This is a genomic window from Acinetobacter yuyunsongii, assembly GCF_041021915.1.
Classification (GTDB): Bacteria; Pseudomonadota; Gammaproteobacteria; order Pseudomonadales; family Moraxellaceae; genus Acinetobacter.
The window spans coordinates 2,067,716-2,087,880 of sequence record NZ_CP157435.1; the positions used below are offsets into that span (position 1 = coordinate 2,067,716).

Sequence of the window (20,165 nt, forward strand, 5' to 3'; positions counted from 1 at the left end):
TAATTTCTAAATATCGAGAGTGAATTTTACCACTCTCGATTTGCAATCAATTGTTCCATTTCAATCTCAAAATAACCTGCTTCTTGCACAATCATCATCATAGCTTCAGCAATGTAATCAGCAGCCGTATCATCTAAACTTGAATCTAGGTCTTCAAACTGGGGTTTCATCTCATTAATTGCGATCATTGTATGATGAGCAAAATGATATATTTCTGCTTCAGTTAAACCAGAACGACCCACCTTTTTGGAAAAGTGTTTGATCTGTTGTTTAACTTCGGCGACGAGAATGTCAGGATAATATTCATCATCAAACATGGGGAGAAGGAGATCTTCAAACATAAATAAAATAATATGCCAATAAAACGCCATGCTTATAACATAATCTCATAAAAATCACGATATTTAGACATAAAAAAAGCGATCTTTCCGACCGCTTTTAAAAAAGATTATTTAGTCTTTTTTAGCGCTTAAACTTTTTGCGATCTTGGCAAGCTCTATAAATTCCTCACGCATTTGGTAAGGATCTGGTTTTGCAGATTGCTGGGCTAACTGAATAATTTGATCCCACCCCATAGCAGCATTGTATTGCCCGCCTTTTAGCTGCTGGGCATAGGAAGCCACTGCAATGGCAAAACGAGTATCGCTATTGGCCTGAGCAAGGGACTTACTTTCAGCTTTTACAGCTTGGTTTAAAAGAATGCTCTTCTCTTGATTTGGTAATTTATAGCGCAAATTTACAAATGCATATTCAGATTTTTTCGTTGTATCTGTTTTTGTCGATGCCTGATAACGTGAATCATTGAGCCAGCCTTGTTGTCCAACTGGAACGATTTCATAAATTGCTGTTACGTTATGCCCTGCCCCAATATCTCCTGCATCGACTTTATCATTATTAAAATCTTCCTGTTTTAGCATCCGATTTTCATACCCCACCAAACGATACTCCTTCACCGTCGCGGGGTTAAATTCAACCTGAATTTTGACATCCTGAGCAACCGTTGCAAGTGTCGATGAAAGCTGTCGTTCTACGACTTTTTTTGCTTCATTTTTATTATCGATATAGCTGTAATTGCCATCGCCTGCATCTGCCAGTTGCTCCATCAACTGCTCATTGTAGTTCCCTGTGCCAAAGCCCAATGTCGTGAGCGAAATACCACTTTTTCGTTTTTTCGCCACCATGCCTTTTAGGGTACTAAAATCGGTGATCCCGACATTAAAGTCGCCATCTGTGGCAAGCAAAATGCGATTGATGCCATTTTTCAGCATGGCTTTTTCTGCCTGTTGATAGGCCAGTTGAATCGCCTGCTCGCCTGCGGTTGCACCACTCGCCTGCAAAGCATCAATCACACGCAAAATCTTGTCTTTTTGATCGCCCGAAGTGGGTTCCAAAACCAGTTTTTCACCACTAGCATAGGTAATAATCGTGACCTTATCTTGCGGACGTAGTTGCTCAGTCAATAAACGTAGAGTTTGCTTAACCAAGGGCAATTTATCTGGGGCATCCATACTGCCTGAGACATCAACAAGGAAAACCAGATTGGCAGATGGTAACTGTTTGGTTGCCAAGTCTTTGGCTTGAATCCCAATTTTGATCAGCTTGGCATTTTCTTTCCACGGCGAGTCGACAGTTTCAGTACTGACTGAAAATGGATGTACATTATTTGGCCGCGGATACTGATAATCAAAATAATTAATCATTTCCTCAGCACGAACGGCGTCAACAGGTGGTAAACGCCCATCATTCAGGAAACGGCGGGTATTGCTATAACTGCCTGTATCGACATCAATGCTAAAAGTTGAAACTGCCTGATCTGCAACCCGATAAATAGGATTGACCTCATTCTTTTGATATTTTTCAGTATTCTGTTCTAGCCGCACGCTTTCTGGACTAGGCATTGCCGCCATGTACGCAGCAGGAGCAATCATCTTTCGGGTACTATCCGCTGCCATATTAGACATAACCAAAGATGCAGGAGCGACTACATGGCTACGTTCCTTTACGGGATTACCACAGGCGATCATCATGGAACTTAGCAAGGTTAAGGTCAGTATTTTTGTAGATTGATGCATAATAAAATCCCCCAATTTTTATGTCTTTTAAATGAATGACGAGATTGCAGTGATTGTATGCAAAAAGATAAAGATACATCGTATTGGAATGTATTTTTATCTTCATTATTTCTCTGTAATTATTGAGCTAAACGCATCGCATTCCAAACTTTTATCGCATCGCTTGTGGCTTTAACATCGTGCACTCGAACAATACTAGCGCCCTGCTGAATACTCAGTAGATGCCCCATGACACTTCCAAGCGCACGTTCCTGTGCAGGTATACCATTCAATGCCTCACCAATGAAACGTTTACGTGACAAGCCAGACAAGATCGGATACCCCATCCGATTCAGCTTCCAAAACTCATTGAGTAATTGAAAATTCTGTTGTGCGTTCTTGGCAAAACCGAAACCTGGGTCGATAATAATATTTTCTTTGCTTACTCCGACTGCAATTGCTTGATTAAGCCGCTGCTGTAATTCATGAATCACATCTTCAGTCACATCCTGATATTGATCCAACTGATTCATATTGGTCGGTTCACCACGCATATGCATCAACACCACAGGAATATTTAATTCGGCCGCCGTTTCTAAAGCTTGTGGACGAGTTAAAGCACGAACATCATTCCAGATATGCGCACCTGCTTTCACGGCAGCTCGAATCACCTCAGGCTGACTGGTATCAATCGATATGATCACATCATATTTTGCCAATGCTTCAACCACTGGAATAACCCGTTGAATTTCTTCTTCCAATCCAACAGGTGATGCATTTGGGCGAGTTGACTCTCCACCAATATCAATAATGCTTGCACCCTCTTCAATCATCTGCAAAGCATGTTGAATGGCGAGGTCTTTTTGATGATGCTGCCCGCCATCACTGAATGAATCAGGGGTAACATTTAAGATGCCCATCATTTGAGGTTGAGATAAATCCAATGTAAAACGACCACACTGCAACTGACATTGTGGTAATGGCATCAACTGCATCAAAACTCTCCGCACTTTAGTACGGTTATTTTAACAAGACTGTCGTTTGAAGGTTGATGATTTATTCTCAGCTTATACCAAAATACAGACAAAAAAGAGCGACCTAAGTCGCTCTGATTTATTTAATTCTAATTAACCCATTGCTGGTAATGGTGGTGGTGTAGATGGACCATCTTTTGGTGGTTCAAATGCAGCCACTGGATTTTCAGGAATATAAACTTTAGGTGGTTGTGGTTCACGACCTTCCATAATGTCACGGATTTGGTCACGATCGATGGTTTCCCACTCCATCAACGCTTTCACCATTGCATGTGCGATATCTTTGTTATTTTCCAAGATATCACGAGCAACTTTATATTGTTCATCTAAGATACGACGTACTTCTTCATCAACTTTTTGCTGAGTTGCTTCTGAAATTGTACGGCTACCCACATTACCAAAGAAACCACTTTGGTTTTCATCTTCATAAACCATTACACCAAGAGCATCAGACATACCATACTTGGTCACCATTGCACGCGCCATTTTAGTTGCACGTTCAAAGTCGTTTGATGCACCTGTCGACATTTGATTAATGAACACTTCTTCGGCAATACGACCACCAAATAAGATTGAAAGCTCATTCAACATCTTATCTTTGTAATGGCTGGTTTGGTCTTGCTCAGGCAACTGCCAAGTTACACCTAGTGCCCAACCACGTGGCATGATTGTCACTTTATGCACAGGGTCTGTACCTGGCAAAATTTCAGCAACAATGGCATGTCCAGCTTCATGGTAAGCCGTCGCACGACGTTCTTCTTCACGAATCACCATCGATTTACGTTCTGGACCCATGTAGATCTTGTCTTTTGCATCTTCAAAGTCATGCATATCGACCGTGTTTTTATTACGGCGAGCAGCAAACAACGCAGCTTCGTTGACTAAGTTCGCAAGTTGCGCACCTGAGAATCCTGGCGTACCACGAGCAAGAACTTTAACATCCACGCCTGTAACCGAAGGAAGTTTCTTCAAATGAACATTCAAGATTTGCTCACGACCACGGATGTCTGGTAAACCCACCATCACTTGGCGATCAAAACGACCTGGACGAAGCAATGCTTTATCAAGTACGTCTACACGGTTAGTTGCTGCAATGACGATCACACCCTCATTACCTTCAAAACCATCCATCTCAACAAGCATTTGGTTCAGGGTTTGTTCACGCTCATCATGACCACCTCCTGTACCAGAACCACGATGGCGACCAACAGCATCAATTTCATCGATGAAAATGATACATGGAGCATGACGTTTAGCTTGTTCAAACATGTCACGAACACGTGATGCACCGACACCAACAAACATTTCAACGAAGTCAGAACCAGAGATACTAAAGAATGGAACTTTAGCTTCACCTGCAATGGCTTTCGCAAGTAATGTTTTACCCGTACCTGGAGGACCCACCATCAATACACCACGAGGAATGGTTGCACCGAGACGTTTGAACTTAGAAGGATCTTTCAAGAAGTCAACAATTTCAACCACTTCTTGTTTTGCTTCATCACAACCTGCAACATCGGTAAACGTAATCTTAATCTGATCTTCAGATAACATTTTCGCTTTTGACTTGCCAAAACTCATTGGGCTGTTTTTGCCACCAGCGCCCCCACCCATATTACGCATAAAGAACATGAATAATAAGATGATCAGTAATACAGGGAAGCTCGCAATGAGAAGTTGCATCAAAATGCCTTGACGTTGTGGTGCAGTACCTTCAACGACTACATTCTGTTTATTCAAGCTTGGAAGCAATTCAGTGTCTTCTACTTGTGGACGAACCGTTTCAAAAGAAGAACCATTGGTTTTTTCACCACTAATGTTTAAACCGTCAATTGTGACTTGTTTAATTTGCCCAGCATTCACCGCTGCAACGAAATCAGAATATTTCATCGCTGCAGGCTTATTGCGGTCACTGACGTTGCTAAAAATCAAAATCAGAACACCGAGTATGATGAGCCACAATACGGCATTCTTGAAGTAATCGCTCAAGGCTTTATTCCCATATCAATCTAATTTGATCATACCTAATCTTGGCTGACCTTCACAAAAACAGCAATAAATTTGCGTTGCAAAAAACTTAAAAGGTACAAAATGCACAATTTTTAACAACTTGGCAAGTACACTTTTATTGCAATGCCTTTTTACGACCTTGACCAATCAAAAAAACTTCTTTTGATCGAGCACGAGATGCCGCAGGTTTGGCTGTTTTTAACACATCAAAACTATCAACAACTTGTTTTCTGAACTCATCAAATCCTGAACCTTGGAACACCTTAACAATAAACTGTCCATTTGGGCCTAAAACTTTTTGAGCAAAATCCAATGCTAACTCACATAAGTAAATCTGGCGTGGTTGATCGACAGCCCTATTACCTGATGTATTGGGGGCCATATCTGAAATTACAACGTCTACTTGACGTCCATTTAAAATATTTAACAATTTTTCGAAAACTTCTTCTTCTCGGAAGTCACCTTGTAAGAAAGTCACATCTGGAAGAGCGTCCATTGCGAGAATATCTGAAGCAATCACTAAACCATTTGCGCCGACTAATTTACCTGCAATTTGTGACCAACTGCCTGGTGCTGCACCAAGATCGACAACGGTCATACCCGGCTTGATCATTTTATATTTTTCTTGGATTTCAAGTAATTTATATGCTGCACGTGCGCGATAACCTTCCTTCTGTGCTTTCTTTACAAAAGGGTCATCTAAGTGCTCTCTCATCCATGCACGACTGCTTTTAGACAATTTTTGATTGGTAATGCGTGTCGCCATAACTCACTAAATTTCAAAAAACTTCTGATTGGTCATTGTACGTTAAAATTACTCTCATTACAGTACGGTTGTAGTTCATTCACACGAACTTTTACAGATTTTTTCCGATTGTCATGATTGGCTATTTGCCTAATTTTCACATATTTGTTTCGAGTGCCTGTCTGCTAAATCTATCTTAGAAACGGGATGCAAGTTATACTAGGTCGTTTTCCCAATCAGGTATTTTTAATGGCGGCTTTATCTATCCATGAACGTAAGCGTTTACGTCAAATTGGCCATGCGCTTAATCCAGTTGTAATGATTGGTGGCCAAGGTCTTACAGAAAACGTCATTGAAGAAACTCATCGCGCACTAAATGATCATGAACTGATTAAAGTGAAAATTGCAGGTGAAGATCGTGATGCACGTGCCGCAGTAATTGATGCGCTTGTTGAAGCAACAGGTGCTGAATCTGTACAGAAAATTGGTAAAATTGTTTTGCTTTATAAAAAAGCAGCAAAACAAAACCAGCATCTTTCTAATTTAGTTCGTTTTGCTCACTTAAGTAACAAGTAATCGAAATGGCAAGTTATGAACTTTCTGCTTTCGATCGCTTTAATGCTATTACTGTCGTTGGAGCAATTGAGCAACAAACACCAGCGACATTAAATGTTGGTTTTTGGGTTCGTGATCCCAATCAGTTTCTGATTTACCCCGATCAAGTCAAGGCTCATCCTCGCCAAGACTTTTTATGGGAGCAGACTTGTTTTGAGATTTTTATTGGTGTGAAAGATGAAGATTTTTATCGTGAAATCAATCTTTCTCCCTCTCAAGCTTGGCAAGCCTATCAATTTGAAGAATATCGCTTCCCAGAGGATATGCCGCCCGTTGCTGCATATGACATTGAGTTGAACCATTTGCAACGCACACATTATGGTTTAAATGTCAGTCTAGATTTATCTAAATTTATGCAACAGAATAAATTGAAATGGTCTGACTTATATCTAGGTTTAAGTGCGGTTTTTAATACCACTCAAGGTAATCACTATTTTGCAATGCAACATAGTAGCCCACAAGCTGACTTTCATAATAAACGCGATTGGTTACATCAATTCTAAAAAATAAAAAAGCGAGAATGATCTCGCTTTTTTATTTAAATACATGTTAGCTAGCGCGAACTTTATTCCAAGCTTCTACTGCTTGCTCTTTAGTGCGCTTAAAGCTACCAACCAAAGTATCTTTATGCTTCACTGAAATTTGACCAATATCATCTTTCAACTCTTTGCTGACCTTCGTTAAATCTTCAATTAAAGCATTTAACTCAGTTTTTAATGCATTCGTTAATTCAACTAAATTGCCTTGTGATGAATTCAGTTGAGTTTTAATAACATCAATACGCTGCAAAATATCTTGCTTAATTTGTGCAAGCTGATTTTGGATATTTTGGTTAAGTTCTTTCGCTTCCGCCTCAATTTTTTCTTGAGTTTCAGCTAATACTTCTTTCACTTGCTCTTGAGTCTCAGCAATCACTTCTTTCGCTTGTTCCTGAGTCTCAGCAATCACTTCTTTCGCCTTCGCTGTTTTTTCAGCTACAACTTCTTTCGCTTTTGCAGTTTTCTCAGCAACCACCTCTTTCACTTCTGCCGTCTTTTCAGCAACAGCTTCTTTAACTTCAGTGGTTTTCTCTGCAACAACTTCTTTCGCCTTCGCTGTTTTTTCAACCACAACTTCTTTAACTTCTTCAGTTGCTGGTGTCGTTTGATTATCAGCCATTGTGTTTCCCCTCTATATTGTTAGTTGATTTTTTGGCTAAATATAAGATAAAACGCTTTACTTTTAGACTATGAAAAAATTGTTAGACAATTTGCATAATATCTCATGATATAGATAGAAGAATGATTGATTTGGCAATAGACATAACAACAGCCAAACTTATAAAAGAAAAACTACAATTACTCGCTTTAACCAATAAAACAGATAGACTTTTGAACTACTCATGCGTATAATGCGCTGTTAAGTTACAAGCGAGCAGACTGGAAGGAGGGGCATGTTTTTAAAGACAGCCTACCTTTTTTTATGTCTTCTCGCTTTTTTACAGCCCTATTTTTGTGGTTTTAGTTCAGGAGCTTTGGTTTGAGCACCCCCGCCATTTTAGCCCTCGCAGATGGAACGATCTTTAAAGGAACGTCTATCGGTGCATCGGGAAGTACGACTGGTGAAGTCGTTTTTAATACAGCCATGACTGGCTACCAAGAAATTTTGACTGACCCAAGTTATGCGCAACAAATTGTGACGCTGACTTATCCCCATATTGGAAATACAGGCTGTAATAGCGAAGACGTTGAATCTGGTCGCATCCATAAAGTATGGGCGAACGGTTTAATTATTCGTGATCTTCCTTTATTACATAGTAATTTCCGTGCAGAACAATCACTCAGTGAATACTTGGAACAACATAATGTTGTTGCAATCGCTGATATTGATACGCGTAAATTGACACGTATTTTACGTGACAAAGGTGCGCAAAATGGTTGCATCCTTGCTGGTGAAAATATCACTGAAGAAGAAGCAATTGCAAAAGCACGTGCATTCGGTGGTTTAAATGGTTTAGACCTTGCAAAAGAATGCTGTGATCCTGAAGGCTTTGAATGGACTGAAGGTTCTTGGACTTTAGGTCAAGGTTTTAGCCAACCAGAATTTAAATTTCATGTTGTTGCATACGATTATGGTGTCAAAACCAACATCTTACGTATGCTTGCAGACCGTGGTTGTAAACTCACTGTTGTGCCTGCACAGACCCCTGCTGAGAAAGTTCTCGCTTTAAATCCAGATGGCGTGTTCTTGTCAAATGGTCCTGGTGATCCAGCAGCATGTGATTATGCGATTGAAGCAGTAAAAACGATTGTTGAAACTACGACTTTACCTGTATTTGGTATTTGTTTAGGTCACCAAATTTTAGCACTTGCTTCTGGCGCGAAGACCATGAAAATGAATCATGGTCATCACGGTGCAAACCATCCTGTACAAAATCTTGACCCTCTCAGCGAACATCACGGTACAGTGATGATTACTTCTCAAAACCACGGCTTTGCTGTCGATGAGAGTACTTTACCTGCAAACTTAAAAGTGACACATCGCTCTCTGTTTGATGGTACAAACCAAGGTATTCATCGCACTGACAAACCAGCATTCAGCTTCCAAGGTCACCCTGAAGCAAGCCCTGGTCCACATGACTGTGCTCCATTGTTCGATCATTTCATCGAACTTATTGAAGCATCTAAGAAGTAATTAAGGAGCGAATAATGCCTAAACGTACGGATATTAAAAGCATCTTAATTATTGGTGCAGGTCCAATTGTGATCGGTCAAGCATGTGAGTTTGACTACTCAGGTGCGCAAGCATGTAAAGCACTTCGCGAAGAAGGCTATCGTGTTATTTTGGTGAACTCTAACCCAGCAACCATTATGACTGACCCTTCAATGGCTGATGCAACTTATATCGAGCCAATCACTTGGCAGACTGTTGCTCAAATTATTGAAAAAGAACGCCCAGATGCAGTCCTCCCAACGATGGGCGGTCAAACTGCATTGAACTGTGCACTTGCATTAGATGCCAACGGTGTTTTAGAGAAATACAATGTTGAGTTGATTGGTGCATCAAAAGAAGCGATTGAAAAAGCAGAAGATCGTAAACTATTTGACATCGCCATGCGTAAAATCGGCTTAGAGTGTCCTCGTGCCGATGTTGCAGAAAGTATGGAACATGCACTGGAAATTCAGTCGCGTTTCGGTTTCCCAGTGATCATTCGTCCGTCATTCACGATGGGTGGTTCTGGTGGCGGTATTGCGTACAATAAAGAAGAATTTATTGAAATCTGTGAACGTGGTTTCGATCTTTCTCCAACCAAACAATTATTGATTGATGAATCACTGATTGGCTGGAAAGAGTACGAAATGGAAGTTGTTCGTGACAAAAACGACAACTGTATTATCGTATGTGCGATTGAAAACTTTGACCCAATGGGCGTACACACAGGTGACTCAATCACTGTTGCCCCTGCGCAAACATTGACAGATAAAGAATATCAAATCATGCGTAATGCATCGGTTGCTGTTCTTCGTGAAATCGGTGTTGAAACAGGTGGTTCAAACGTTCAGTTCGGTATTAACCCGAAAGATGGTCGTATGGTTGTGATCGAGATGAACCCTCGTGTTTCTCGTTCATCTGCGCTTGCCTCTAAAGCAACAGGTTTCCCAATTGCGAAAATCGCAGCAAAACTTGCTGTTGGTTATACCCTTGATGAATTGAAAAATGACATCACTGGTGGTATCACGCCTGCAAGCTTTGAACCAGCGATTGACTATGTTGTAACCAAGATTCCTCGCTTCAACTTCGAAAAATTCCCGCAAGCTGAGCCTGTATTGACGACTCAGATGAAATCTGTGGGCGAAGTGATGGCAATTGGTCGTAACTTCCAAGAATCTGTTCAAAAAGCGCTTCGTGGTCTTGAAGTAGGTGTCAGCGGCTTTGATGAAAAAATCGAAGTTGGTACGGCTAATGCCAAAGACATCATCTTAAAAGAACTTAAAGTTCCAGGCCCTGAGCGTATTTGGTATGTAGCTGACGCATTCCGTCACGGTTTCTCATTAGATGACGTATTCGAAGCAACAAAGATTGACCGTTGGTTCTTGATCCAAATTGAAGATATCGTTAAAACTGAAGCTCAAGTAAAAACTTTAGGTTTTGGTGATTTAAACGCTGATAATATCCGTTCATTCAAGCGCAAAGGTTTATCTGACCTTCGTATTGCTGACTTGATGGGTATTTCACAAAAACAATTCCGTAAACAACGTTGGAACTTGGGTGTCTATCCAGTTTATAAACGTGTTGATACTTGTGCTGCCGAATTCGAATCTGGCACAGCTTACATGTACTCAACTTACGACGAAGAATGTGAAGCAAATCCATCGAACCGTGACAAAATCATGGTCATTGGTGGTGGTCCAAACCGTATTGGTCAAGGGATCGAGTTTGATTACTGCTGTGTACACGCTGCGCTAGCGATGCGTGATGACGGTTATGAAACCATCATGGTGAACTGTAACCCTGAAACAGTTTCAACTGACTATGACACTTCAGATCGTTTGTACTTCGAACCTGTAACACTTGAAGATGTACTTGAAATCGTACGTACAGAGAAGCCTAAAGGCGTGATCGTACAGTACGGTGGTCAAACACCATTAAAATTGGCGCGTGCTTTAGAAGAAGCAGGTACACCAATCATTGGTACATCTCCTGATGCGATTGACCGTGCAGAAGACCGTGAACGTTTCCAGCAAATGATTCAACGTCTACAGCTTCGTCAACCAAACAACAGCATCGTTAAATCTGCTGAAGAAGGTATCTCTGAAGCTGCAAAAGTTGGTTATCCGCTAGTTGTTCGCCCATCTTATGTGTTAGGTGGTCGCGCAATGGAAATCGTATATAACGAAGATGAGCTAAAACGCTACCTTCGTGAAGCAGTTCAAGCTTCAAATGAAGCCCCTGTCCTGTTAGACCGTTTCCTTGATGATGCAACTGAAGTGGACGTAGACTGCGTATCTGATGGTAAAGACGTTGTGATTGGCGGTATCATGCAGCACATCGAACAAGCAGGGATTCACTCAGGTGACTCAGCATGTTCAATTCCTCCTTACTCACTTTCACAAGAAGTTCAGGATGAAATGCGTCGCCAAACTGTTGCAATGGCAAAAGAACTTGGCGTAATCGGCTTGATGAACGTTCAGTTTGCAGTAAAAGGCAACGACATTTATGTACTCGAAGTGAACCCACGTGCATCACGTACTGTTCCTTTCGTTTCTAAATGTATTGGTGAGTCATTAGCAAAAGTTGCTGCACGTTGTATGGCTGGTCAATCTTTAGAATCTCAAGGATTCACCAAAGAGATCATCCCGACTCACTTTGCAGTAAAAGAAGCTGTATTCCCATTTGCTAAATTCCAAGGCGTTGATCCAATGCTTGGGCCTGAGATGAAATCTACAGGCGAAGTAATGGGTGTAGGTCAAACTTTCGGTGAAGCATTCTACAAAGCAGTACTTGGTTCAAACGAACGTTTACCAGGCTTGCCAACAGAAGGCGAAGTGAAGCATGCGTTCTTATCAGTTCGTGAATCAGATAAGAAATACATTGCCAATATTGCTAAACAATTAATCGAATATGGCTTCAAACTTGTTGCGACTAATGGCACACATCGTGTTCTGAAAGAAGCAGGCATTGAGTGTGAAGCTGTCAATAAAGTCACTGAAGGTCGTCCACATATTGTAGACCGCTTGAAAAATGGTGAGATTCATCTTATTGTCAACACAACTGAAGGCAAACAAGCTCAATACGACTCTGCCATGATTCGTCGTGCTGCCCTACAAGGTAAAGTGTATTACACTACGACAATTAATGGTGCTGAGGCTGTTTGCCAAGCATTTTCTGTGAAATTGCCAATGGATGTATACCGCTTGCAAGATTTACAAACTGTAGGTTAATTCTTTACTGATAAGTCCCGTCACCTTATCGGTGGCGGGCTTTTTCTTTTTTTAATCCTGTATTTTCCCAACCAATTTAGAGGGACTGAAATGCAACGTTATCCTATGACTCCTGAAGGCAAGGTTGCCTTAGAGAAAGAATTACAACAGCTAAAAACAGTGGATCGCCCACGTATTATCCAAGCGATCGCGGAAGCTCGTGAGCACGGTGATTTAAAGGAAAATGCTGAATATCACGCTGCACGTGAACAGCAAGGTTTTTGTGAAGGTCGTATTCAGGATATCGAAGGCAAACTGGGTGCAGCTCAAGAGATTGATGTCAAAACACTTGAACAAAACGGTCGTGTTGTGTTTGGAGTTACAGTAACCATCGAAAACCTAGACACTGAAGAACGTAAAACTTATAAAATCGTAGGTGATGATGAAGCAGATTTTAAAATCAATAAAATCTCAGTGAACTCACCGATTGCCCGTGGTCTTTTAGGTAAAAGCGAAGGCGACGAAGCAAAAATTCAAACACCGCAAGGTGAAGTTGAATACGAAATCGTCAGTGTGGAATATCTTTAATATTCTAAACTGAATTAGCCCCTCTATTTGAGGGGTTTTTCTTCTCAGTTGTTTTTCTTTTATTAGCTTTTAAAAGCTTAGTATTCATTTTCACTCCTAAGAGTTTCAATCATAATCTATATTGCGAGATTTTAGAAATGAACGACTCTTTTCAATCTCTGGAATAAAAGAATCTTTCATGCCAACTCTTTCATCATTCATGAAGACGCAAAGAAAATATACCCATTCGGTATCATCCTTTTCTATTGCCTTATCAATGACTCGATCAAAAGAATTTTTTAGCTTATGAATATCTATCTCAGCTAAGTATCCATACAAAATTCTAGAGCCTGGCCAATTTAAATCCATAAAACCTTCTAATAACTGATCTAAGTTTTCTTCTACGATTTCTCGAGGAAGATATGGAATCATCATTGTCAGATTTTCCCATTCAGAACCACTATATGGCTGAATTAATACAGAGAAATCTAACTCCCTACTTCTCAATTTTCTTTTAATTTCAAATGCTAAATCAATTAAATCATGTATATATAAAAGTTTTTCACCAATAATTTTTAAAATTGAACTTTCATTTATTGGTTCAATCATTAATATTTATCCTTTTGTTATAATTCAGATATTATGTATTTATAAATGAATTCAGTTCAATATTTTTTTATTATTTTCCTTTAAGCCCATAATTTTATTACCAATAACGTCGATTAAATTAAATATGCAAAATTTACTCAACTATATCTAAAATGAATTTTTAACCGATTGAATGGTTCTTTTGTTTCAAGAGCATCCTATTTCTAAATACAATAAAAATGAAATAAAGTAATGCAAGATCGACTGATCAGTAGCATTATGTATGAGATTACTGGAATAATCCTATGGATTGCTGTTGTAATCGTATGAGCTTTCCATATCATTCTTATGACCAATGCAGTACGCTGTATGCTATTCTAGACTTTGTATTTTCCGAATCAAATTCAATGTTTGTTGATTTGGTTTTGGAAATTCTTCTTCAACTAACGCTCTCTCCTGATATAAAAGCTATAATAGCGCCGATTTCTTTTAGTATTTTGTCTTAGTTATGGATTCATTGATCAACTCCCCTGTTAAACATTGGTGTGAATTCGAATTTATTTCCAAAACAGTAAAAAATCCAAATATCCATATCAAAGGTAATTATTCTTATTATTCTGCTTATTGGGATCAGGGCTTTGAACGTTGTGTAGTCCGTTATCTACATGACAAACCTGCTACACCTGAAAAACCAATTGATCAACTGTATATTGGCAATTTTGTCTGCTTTGGTGCTGAATGCGTGATCATGATGGGTGGCAATCAATTACACCGTCCTGATTGGATTTCGACCTTCCCTTTTGATACCCGTAGTTTCTTGCCTGCCGGTGATACTGTGATTGCTGATGGTTGCTGGATTGGTAGCCGCGCCATGATTATGCAGGGCGTGAAATTGGGTGAAGGTGCTGTGATTGCCACTGGTGCTGTGGTTACCCAAGATGTGCCACCTTATGCGATTGTTGGCGGCGTACCTGCTAAAGTGATTAAATATCGTTTTCCTGAACAAGATATTGAAAAGTTACTCGCACTTAAACTCTACGACCTAGACGAAAAGCAGATTTTAAAAATGCGTGAACAATTGCAGACGGATCAAATCGTAGATTTATGTGCATATTTAGACCAAAGTCTATAATCTTTCCAAATCTAATATTCACCTTAATTTTTAAAAAAAGATTATTTTTTCAATGGATTGAATAATTAAAAACTGCTTTAACATTTAATTATTCTTATAAAATTACTAGGTTTTATTATGCTACTAATAAGTTTAATATGAAAACATGAATCTTATTTTAAACAAAAATTTAGAAACAACTCAAAGTGCAATAATAAGGAGTAATAAACATGGCCTATCAAAAAATCTTGGTTGCAATTGATGACTCTGAAATCTCCGATAATGTCATTCAACAAGCGGCTCAACTTGCAAAAGCCCTTAATAGTGAAATCACTGTGGTTGAGGTGATGACCTTAGACCCATATTTGGCAGATGCATACCTTAGACTCGGTCAAAGTAATGAATTGATAGAACGTGTTCGTAGCTACGTTCAAGAAAATTTAACCAAAGCGGAAAAGAAATTTGAAGCATTAGGATTAACAGTCGCAACTCAAGTGCTGGAAGGCTTCTCTGTAAATGGGGAAATTATCAGTGCTGCACAGAACTTAGGTGCTGATCTGATTATTATGGGATCACATGGTCGAACTGGTTTCAAAAAATTTATCTTAGGCAGCGTAGCTCAAAAAGTATTAGGTGAAAGCCATATCCCCGTTTTGGTTGTACGTTAAATCTTCTAAGTTTTATTTTAATATAACATCGTAACCCGCCTGAAACCTTAAGTTTCAAGCGGGTTATTTTAATTATTGAGTTTTTAATTCAATAGGTTTTGCTTTTTGTAGAACTTCTTTTAGTAACTCAGTCGTAGAAACGATCGTCAGTGACTGCGTATTTGCTTGAATATTTTCTTTCTTAAGATCATGTGGGTGTTTCAAAAGAGATAACTTGAATGCAGTAATAAACTCATCATCCTCAAATCAGTATATACCATTTAATTTTACGTTAATTTTTCTTATAAATCGTATATCTTCCGTATAAAAATCAAGAACAAATATTCATCGTTATTACTTAAAAGTATCACATTGATTGATATCTCCAGATTTCAGACCTTGCTGAAACCAGTGCATTCGTTGTTCACTACTGCCATGTGTAAAACTATCGGGAACAACCTGACCTGTAGCTCTACGTTGCAAATAATCATCGCCAATTTTCTCGGCAGCATCCATTGCTTCTTCAATATCACCCTGTTCTAAAAATTGAGTGCGTTGTTGATTCTGATGCGCCCAAATACCAGCAAAACAATCCGCCTGTAATTCTAAACGGACAGAAAGCTGATTTCCTTGTGTTTGGCTAGCTTGTGCACGTGCTTGCTGTACTTGACCAGAGATGCCTAATAGATTTTGAATATGATGCCCAACTTCATGTGCAATGACATAAGCCTGCGCAAAATCCCCTGCTTGATCTTGACGAGAAAGTTCTGTCTGATTTTGCTCACCAGAAATACCCATTTGCTGCCGCATATCTTTAAAGAAAGCAGTATCGATATAAACTTTTTGATCCGCAGGACAATAAAACGGCCCCATTGCTGCTTGTGCCCTACCACAAGCGGATTTATCGACACCGCTAAACAAAACTAAGCGTGGTGGTGTGTAAGTCATGCCAAGTTTTTGAAAAATAGGAGTCCAAGTATCTTCTGTATCCGCAAGAATAGTTCCAACAAAATCACTTGCCTCTTTCTGTTCAGCAGTTAAATTTTGTGGTGCAACACCCTCTTGCGAAGACTGAGCACTGGTAACCGCTTGAGTTGCTTGATAGGCTTGTTGTGGGTCTACTCCAAAAAACTTCCACGCAACAAATGCAACGATCAAACCTATAATACTGATACCACCTGCTTTTGCTCCGCCACCACCACGACGATCTTCAACATTGGTACTGACACGACGACCTTTCCAACGCATATTAACCTCACATATGATAATGATGGTGATTGAGCATTTTATTTATGCAGATGCTTTTGACCAAAATTTTTGAATAAGCATAACAACCATTAATACAATAGCACCTGCAATAAAGCCGATTCCTAGATTAATCAAAGTTGGTGTAAAGGCACCGATAATTGAACCAAAACTTGGAATCAGCTCTAAATGGTCTACGGTTTCTTCAGTAAAATGATGTAATAAAGGAACTGTATGTGAAATAATTCCACCACCTACCAAAAACATTGCAACCGTTCCAACAATAGATAATGTTTTCATTAGAATAGGAGCAAATGCGAGTAGACCACGACCTATTTTATTTTTAAAAGCAGATGCTTGTTGTGTTAAATATAAGCCTAAATCATCAATTTTCACAATCATTGCAACAAAACCGTAAACACCTACGGTCATTACGATTGCAATCACACTTAATACAGTCACTTTAGTCATAAATGCTGCTGTTGCAACTGTACCTAACGAAATCACAACAATTTCAGCAGATAAAATAAAATCGGTACGTATCGCACCTTTTACTTTTTCTTTTTCAAACTTGTCTAAATCTATTTCGATCTGTTCCAAGCTTTCATTGGCTTCCTCAGCCGTTTTTGCGTTTTTATGCTGGAGCATGTGTACAACTTTTTCTACTCCTTCATAACATAGAAATAAACCACCAATCATTAATAAAGGATTGATTAACCAAGGTGCAACTACACTAATCAGCAATGCTAATGGAACCAAGATAAGTTTATTAATGAAAGAACCCTTAGCAACCCCCCATACCACAGGCAACTCTCGATCTGCGCGTACACCACTGACTTGCTGCGCGTTTAGGGCTAAATCATCACCCAACACCCCTGCTGTTTTTTTTGCAGCCATCTTACTCATTACCGCAACATCATCTAAAATCGTTGCAATATCATCGAGTAATAACAATAATCCACTCGCCATTTTTATTTCCCAGTTTGTATTTATTTCGCTATTGTAGAATTCCTCAATAAATTCACAACATTATTTTAAGAAAAAGTTTAAGCAATCGCTGACGAAAAATTTTTATTTCCCGTACAATAATATCAATCTTTATATTTATGAAACTACTGAATCTTGGAATATATCATGAGTAATGCTGATCAACGTCCAATCATCTTGACAGGCGACCGCCCTACTGGACAACTTCATCTTGGACACTTTGTTGGCTCATTACGCTCTCGTGTTGGTTTACAAGACAGTCATCATCAACACCTTTTATTAGCAGATGCTCAAGCACTCACTGATAATGCTGATAATCCAGATAAAGTCCGTAACAATATTCTTCAAGTTGCATTAGATTATTTGGCAGTTGGTATTGATCCAACCAAAACAACGATCTGTGTCCAATCATGCTTGCCTGCTCTCAATGAACTGACCATGCTCTATCTGAATTTTGTGACGGTTGCTCGTTTAGAACGCAATCCAACCATTAAGTCAGAAATTCAAATGCGTGGTTTTGAACGAGATATTCCTGCTGGCTTTTTATGTTATCCAGTGGCTCAAGCAGCAGACATTACCGCATTTAAAGCGACTGTAGTACCTGTTGGCGAAGATCAAATCCCAATGATTGAACAAACCAATGAGGTTGTACGTCGCGTTAACCGCCAAATTGGTCATGACTTATTACCTGAGTGTAAAGCATTATTATCGAATATGGGACGCTTACCTGGTTTTGATGGTAAAGCAAAAATGTCTAAATCTTTAGGCAATACTATTGTGCTGAATGCTTCTGATAAAGACATTAAAAAAGCAGTCAACGCAATGTATACCGATCCAAATCACTTAAGAATTGAGGATCCAGGTCAAGTCGAAGGTAATATTGTATTTACTTACCTTGATGCCTTTGATCCAAATAAAGAAGAAATCGAAGAACTGAAAGCGCATTATCGTCGTGGTGGTTTAGGTGATGGTACGGTGAAAAAACGCCTAGAAGGTGTACTCAAAGAATTGATCCTGCCGATTCGTGAACGCAGAGCTGAACTTGAAAAAGATCCTGATTATATTATGGACATTTTAAAACATGGTACAGATAAATGCCGTGACATTACTCAGCAAACATTAGATGAAGTAAAAAGTGGATTAGGTTTATTTAAATTCTAATTTACGTTACTTTTATCGCAAAAAAGCCTAATATTTAGGCTTTTTTCATGTAAATATCTTATTTAAATTTAGTTTTAGACCTCGGTAACAACCCGATAACTAATAATTTTTGTCACATATTAACATCCATTAACACTAATTTACATGAATACCGATGAACTCTGTCAGGTTTTTTTGTACTGTAGCCAAGTAGATTAGTAAACACTAATCTCATGACATTTCTCCTTTCAACCGAAACTGTTTCTGCAGATTCGTTGTTCACGCAATGACTACCCCAATCATTGCGTTTTTTTATGCCTATTTCTCGATTGTGAAAACATGTAAGTTTTTAGCAATAAAAAGTTAATTATAGCGGTCTAGCTGATTTTTTGATCTATGATAATTTTTCAATAACTACCACACACTGAGAGATTATTATGTCCATTGCTAAAGTCGTCGAAGTTAATTCTAGCAGCAACAAAAGCTTTGAAGATGCAATTCAAACTGGGATTGCTAAAGTCACTGAAACGGTCAAAAATGTTCAAGGTGCTTGGATCAACGAGCAGAAAGTAGTGATCAAAGACAATAAAATTAATGAATATCGCGTGAATTTAAAAATTAGTTTCCTTGTTGAATAAAAAGATTTTATCTTTTAAAAATCCCCGTTTGGGGATTTTTTTATAGTGACAATGTCGACAATATTTGATCATCCAAAATGATCAAACAGATTATAAAATCATCTTTTATTAATCTGCCAGAGCATAGCAATCAGAACGATTTAAGTTGAAATTCCCCCCCGTTCGCTTTACTCTTATAACTGTTTTATTTTTATAAAAATTTTATTAATTATCTCAAAAAGATATAAGAGTAATGCAAATGATATGGGACTTATTAATCCATCCATCAAATATTGTTTTTAGCATTTCATTAATGCTATGCCTATTTATAGGTTCTCTAGAATTAATTTTATTATTATTTGGCGGTAGTAGTAGTTTCATTGATCAATTTTTACCAGACAGTCTAGTTGATGTTGATCATGCCGATATTTCTATTGAACATACTAACGGTATTTTTACTCAGCTTTTAGAGTGGCTTTATCTAGGAAAAGTTCCTCTTCTCATTTGGTTAATTATCTTTTTAACGGTCTACTCACTCACAGGTCTCATTATTCAGGATATTTTTTTCCACTTAACCGAGCATTATTTATCTGCTTGGATCATTGCTCCTATGTGTTTATTTTTATGTATGCCACTAGTGAGAACAAGTGCAGCATTGATCAGTAAAATTATTCCAAAAGATGAAACCACAGCCATTCATAGTGATGAACTGATTGGTCGTACAGCACAAATTATTTTAGGACAAGCCACACAAAACTCCCCTGCTCAAGCTAAAGTAAAAGATCAATTCGGTCAAACCCATTATGTCTTGGTTGAACCTGAGTTAGATATTATTTTTTATCAAGGGCAAGATGTGATTTTAACCCAAAGAACAAAAATTGGATTCCAAGCAATTACTGCTTAATTTA

The 20,165-nt window shown here is 38.8% G+C and carries 20 protein-coding genes; 10 read left to right on the forward strand and 10 right to left on the reverse strand.

The window, feature by feature from the left end:
- Positions 1–26 precede the first annotated feature (26 nt).
- From ABLB98_RS09920 to rlmE, 5 genes are all read right to left on the reverse strand, one after another.
- The gene (locus ABLB98_RS09920) at positions 27–341 is read right to left on the reverse strand and encodes a DUF5713 family protein (RefSeq protein ID WP_034602853.1); all 315 of its coding nucleotides are present in this window, start codon (positions 339–341) and stop codon (positions 27–29) included.
- A 111-nt stretch (positions 342–452) separates the two neighbouring features.
- A complete protein-coding gene (locus tag ABLB98_RS09925) occupies positions 453–2,072 on the reverse strand; it encodes a VWA domain-containing protein (RefSeq protein WP_348882186.1) in 1,620 nt (539 codons plus the stop codon).
- Between the two features lie 119 nt (positions 2,073–2,191).
- On the reverse strand, positions 2,192–3,046 hold the full coding sequence (gene folP / locus ABLB98_RS09930; protein ID WP_348882187.1) for a dihydropteroate synthase: 855 nt from the start codon (positions 3,044–3,046) through the stop codon (positions 2,192–2,194).
- Positions 3,047–3,178: 132 nt separating this feature from the next.
- Positions 3,179–5,074 carry an ATP-dependent zinc metalloprotease FtsH gene (ftsH, locus tag ABLB98_RS09935; RefSeq protein ID WP_087536934.1) on the reverse strand — a complete coding sequence of 632 codons (1,896 nt, stop codon included), beginning with the start codon at positions 5,072–5,074 and terminating at the stop codon, positions 3,179–3,181.
- 136 nt (positions 5,075–5,210) lie between these two features.
- Entirely contained in the window at positions 5,211–5,861 is a 651-nt protein-coding gene (gene rlmE, locus ABLB98_RS09940) for a 23S rRNA (uridine(2552)-2'-O)-methyltransferase RlmE (protein WP_004660807.1), read from the reverse strand.
- A 228-nt stretch (positions 5,862–6,089) separates the two neighbouring features.
- Here rlmE and yhbY point away from each other — a divergent pair, with 228 nt between their 5' ends.
- Together yhbY and ABLB98_RS09950 are read left to right on the forward strand one after the other, a co-directional pair.
- Positions 6,090–6,416 carry a ribosome assembly RNA-binding protein YhbY gene (gene yhbY, locus ABLB98_RS09945; protein ID WP_004660805.1) on the forward strand — a complete coding sequence of 109 codons (327 nt, stop codon included), beginning with the start codon at positions 6,090–6,092 and terminating at the stop codon, positions 6,414–6,416.
- Positions 6,417–6,421: 5 nt separating this feature from the next.
- The gene (locus tag ABLB98_RS09950; protein WP_087536935.1) at positions 6,422–6,958 is read left to right on the forward strand and encodes a DOMON-like domain-containing protein; all 537 of its coding nucleotides are present in this window, start codon (positions 6,422–6,424) and stop codon (positions 6,956–6,958) included.
- Between the two features lie 46 nt (positions 6,959–7,004).
- On the opposite strand, the gene ABLB98_RS09955 is transcribed toward ABLB98_RS09950, so the two are convergent.
- Positions 7,005–7,613 (reverse strand): hypothetical protein, encoded by a 609-nt coding sequence (locus tag ABLB98_RS09955; RefSeq protein ID WP_005161718.1) that lies wholly within the window; start codon positions 7,611–7,613, stop codon positions 7,005–7,007.
- 360 nt (positions 7,614–7,973) lie between these two features.
- Between ABLB98_RS09955 and carA the strand changes: the two genes are divergently transcribed.
- The 3 genes from carA to greA all read left to right on the forward strand — a co-directional run bounded on the left by carA (position 7,974) and on the right by greA (position 12,943).
- Entirely contained in the window at positions 7,974–9,128 is a 1,155-nt protein-coding gene (gene carA / locus ABLB98_RS09960) for a glutamine-hydrolyzing carbamoyl-phosphate synthase small subunit (RefSeq protein WP_348882188.1), read from the forward strand.
- A 14-nt stretch (positions 9,129–9,142) separates the two neighbouring features.
- Positions 9,143–12,376 carry a carbamoyl-phosphate synthase large subunit gene (gene carB / locus ABLB98_RS09965; protein ID WP_249570584.1) on the forward strand — a complete coding sequence of 1,078 codons (3,234 nt, stop codon included), beginning with the start codon at positions 9,143–9,145 and terminating at the stop codon, positions 12,374–12,376.
- Between the two features lie 90 nt (positions 12,377–12,466).
- Entirely contained in the window at positions 12,467–12,943 is a 477-nt protein-coding gene (gene greA / locus ABLB98_RS09970) for a transcription elongation factor GreA (RefSeq protein WP_018676937.1), read from the forward strand.
- Positions 12,944–13,048: 105 nt separating this feature from the next.
- Here the strand turns inward: greA and ABLB98_RS09975 are convergent, their stop codons facing one another.
- Entirely contained in the window at positions 13,049–13,531 is a 483-nt protein-coding gene (locus tag ABLB98_RS09975; RefSeq protein ID WP_348882190.1) for a DUF5071 domain-containing protein, read from the reverse strand.
- Between the two features lie 487 nt (positions 13,532–14,018).
- Here ABLB98_RS09975 and ABLB98_RS09980 point away from each other — a divergent pair, with 487 nt between their 5' ends.
- Both ABLB98_RS09980 and ABLB98_RS09985 read left to right on the forward strand, forming a co-directional pair.
- Complete coding sequence (locus ABLB98_RS09980) at positions 14,019–14,642, forward strand: CatB-related O-acetyltransferase (protein WP_348882191.1); 624 nt, start codon at positions 14,019–14,021, stop codon at positions 14,640–14,642.
- A 209-nt stretch (positions 14,643–14,851) separates the two neighbouring features.
- Positions 14,852–15,289, forward strand: a complete 438-nt coding sequence (locus ABLB98_RS09985; RefSeq protein ID WP_004660790.1) for a universal stress protein — start codon at positions 14,852–14,854, stop codon at positions 15,287–15,289.
- Positions 15,290–15,361: 72 nt separating this feature from the next.
- Here ABLB98_RS09985 and ABLB98_RS09990 read toward each other — a convergent pair whose 3' ends face one another.
- From ABLB98_RS09990 to ABLB98_RS10000, 3 genes are all read right to left on the reverse strand, one after another.
- A complete protein-coding gene (locus tag ABLB98_RS09990; protein ID WP_348882307.1) occupies positions 15,362–15,493 on the reverse strand; it encodes a hypothetical protein in 132 nt (43 codons plus the stop codon).
- Positions 15,494–15,622: 129 nt separating this feature from the next.
- Positions 15,623–16,516 (reverse strand): neutral zinc metallopeptidase, encoded by an 894-nt coding sequence (locus ABLB98_RS09995; protein ID WP_348882192.1) that lies wholly within the window; start codon positions 16,514–16,516, stop codon positions 15,623–15,625.
- Between the two features lie 42 nt (positions 16,517–16,558).
- Positions 16,559–17,482: a DUF808 domain-containing protein gene (locus ABLB98_RS10000; protein ID WP_348882193.1), complete on the reverse strand. Its 924-nt coding sequence runs from the start codon at positions 17,480–17,482 to the stop codon at positions 16,559–16,561.
- A 165-nt stretch (positions 17,483–17,647) separates the two neighbouring features.
- Between ABLB98_RS10000 and trpS the strand changes: the two genes are divergently transcribed.
- The 3 genes from trpS to ABLB98_RS10015 all read left to right on the forward strand — a co-directional run bounded on the left by trpS (position 17,648) and on the right by ABLB98_RS10015 (position 20,161).
- Entirely contained in the window at positions 17,648–18,661 is a 1,014-nt protein-coding gene (gene trpS, locus ABLB98_RS10005; RefSeq protein WP_004664430.1) for a tryptophan--tRNA ligase, read from the forward strand.
- 416 nt (positions 18,662–19,077) lie between these two features.
- Positions 19,078–19,278: a dodecin family protein gene (locus ABLB98_RS10010; RefSeq protein ID WP_348882194.1), complete on the forward strand. Its 201-nt coding sequence runs from the start codon at positions 19,078–19,080 to the stop codon at positions 19,276–19,278.
- A 238-nt stretch (positions 19,279–19,516) separates the two neighbouring features.
- The gene (locus ABLB98_RS10015; protein WP_348882300.1) at positions 19,517–20,161 is read left to right on the forward strand and encodes a YqiJ family protein; all 645 of its coding nucleotides are present in this window, start codon (positions 19,517–19,519) and stop codon (positions 20,159–20,161) included.
- Positions 20,162–20,165: the final 4 nt, after the last annotated feature.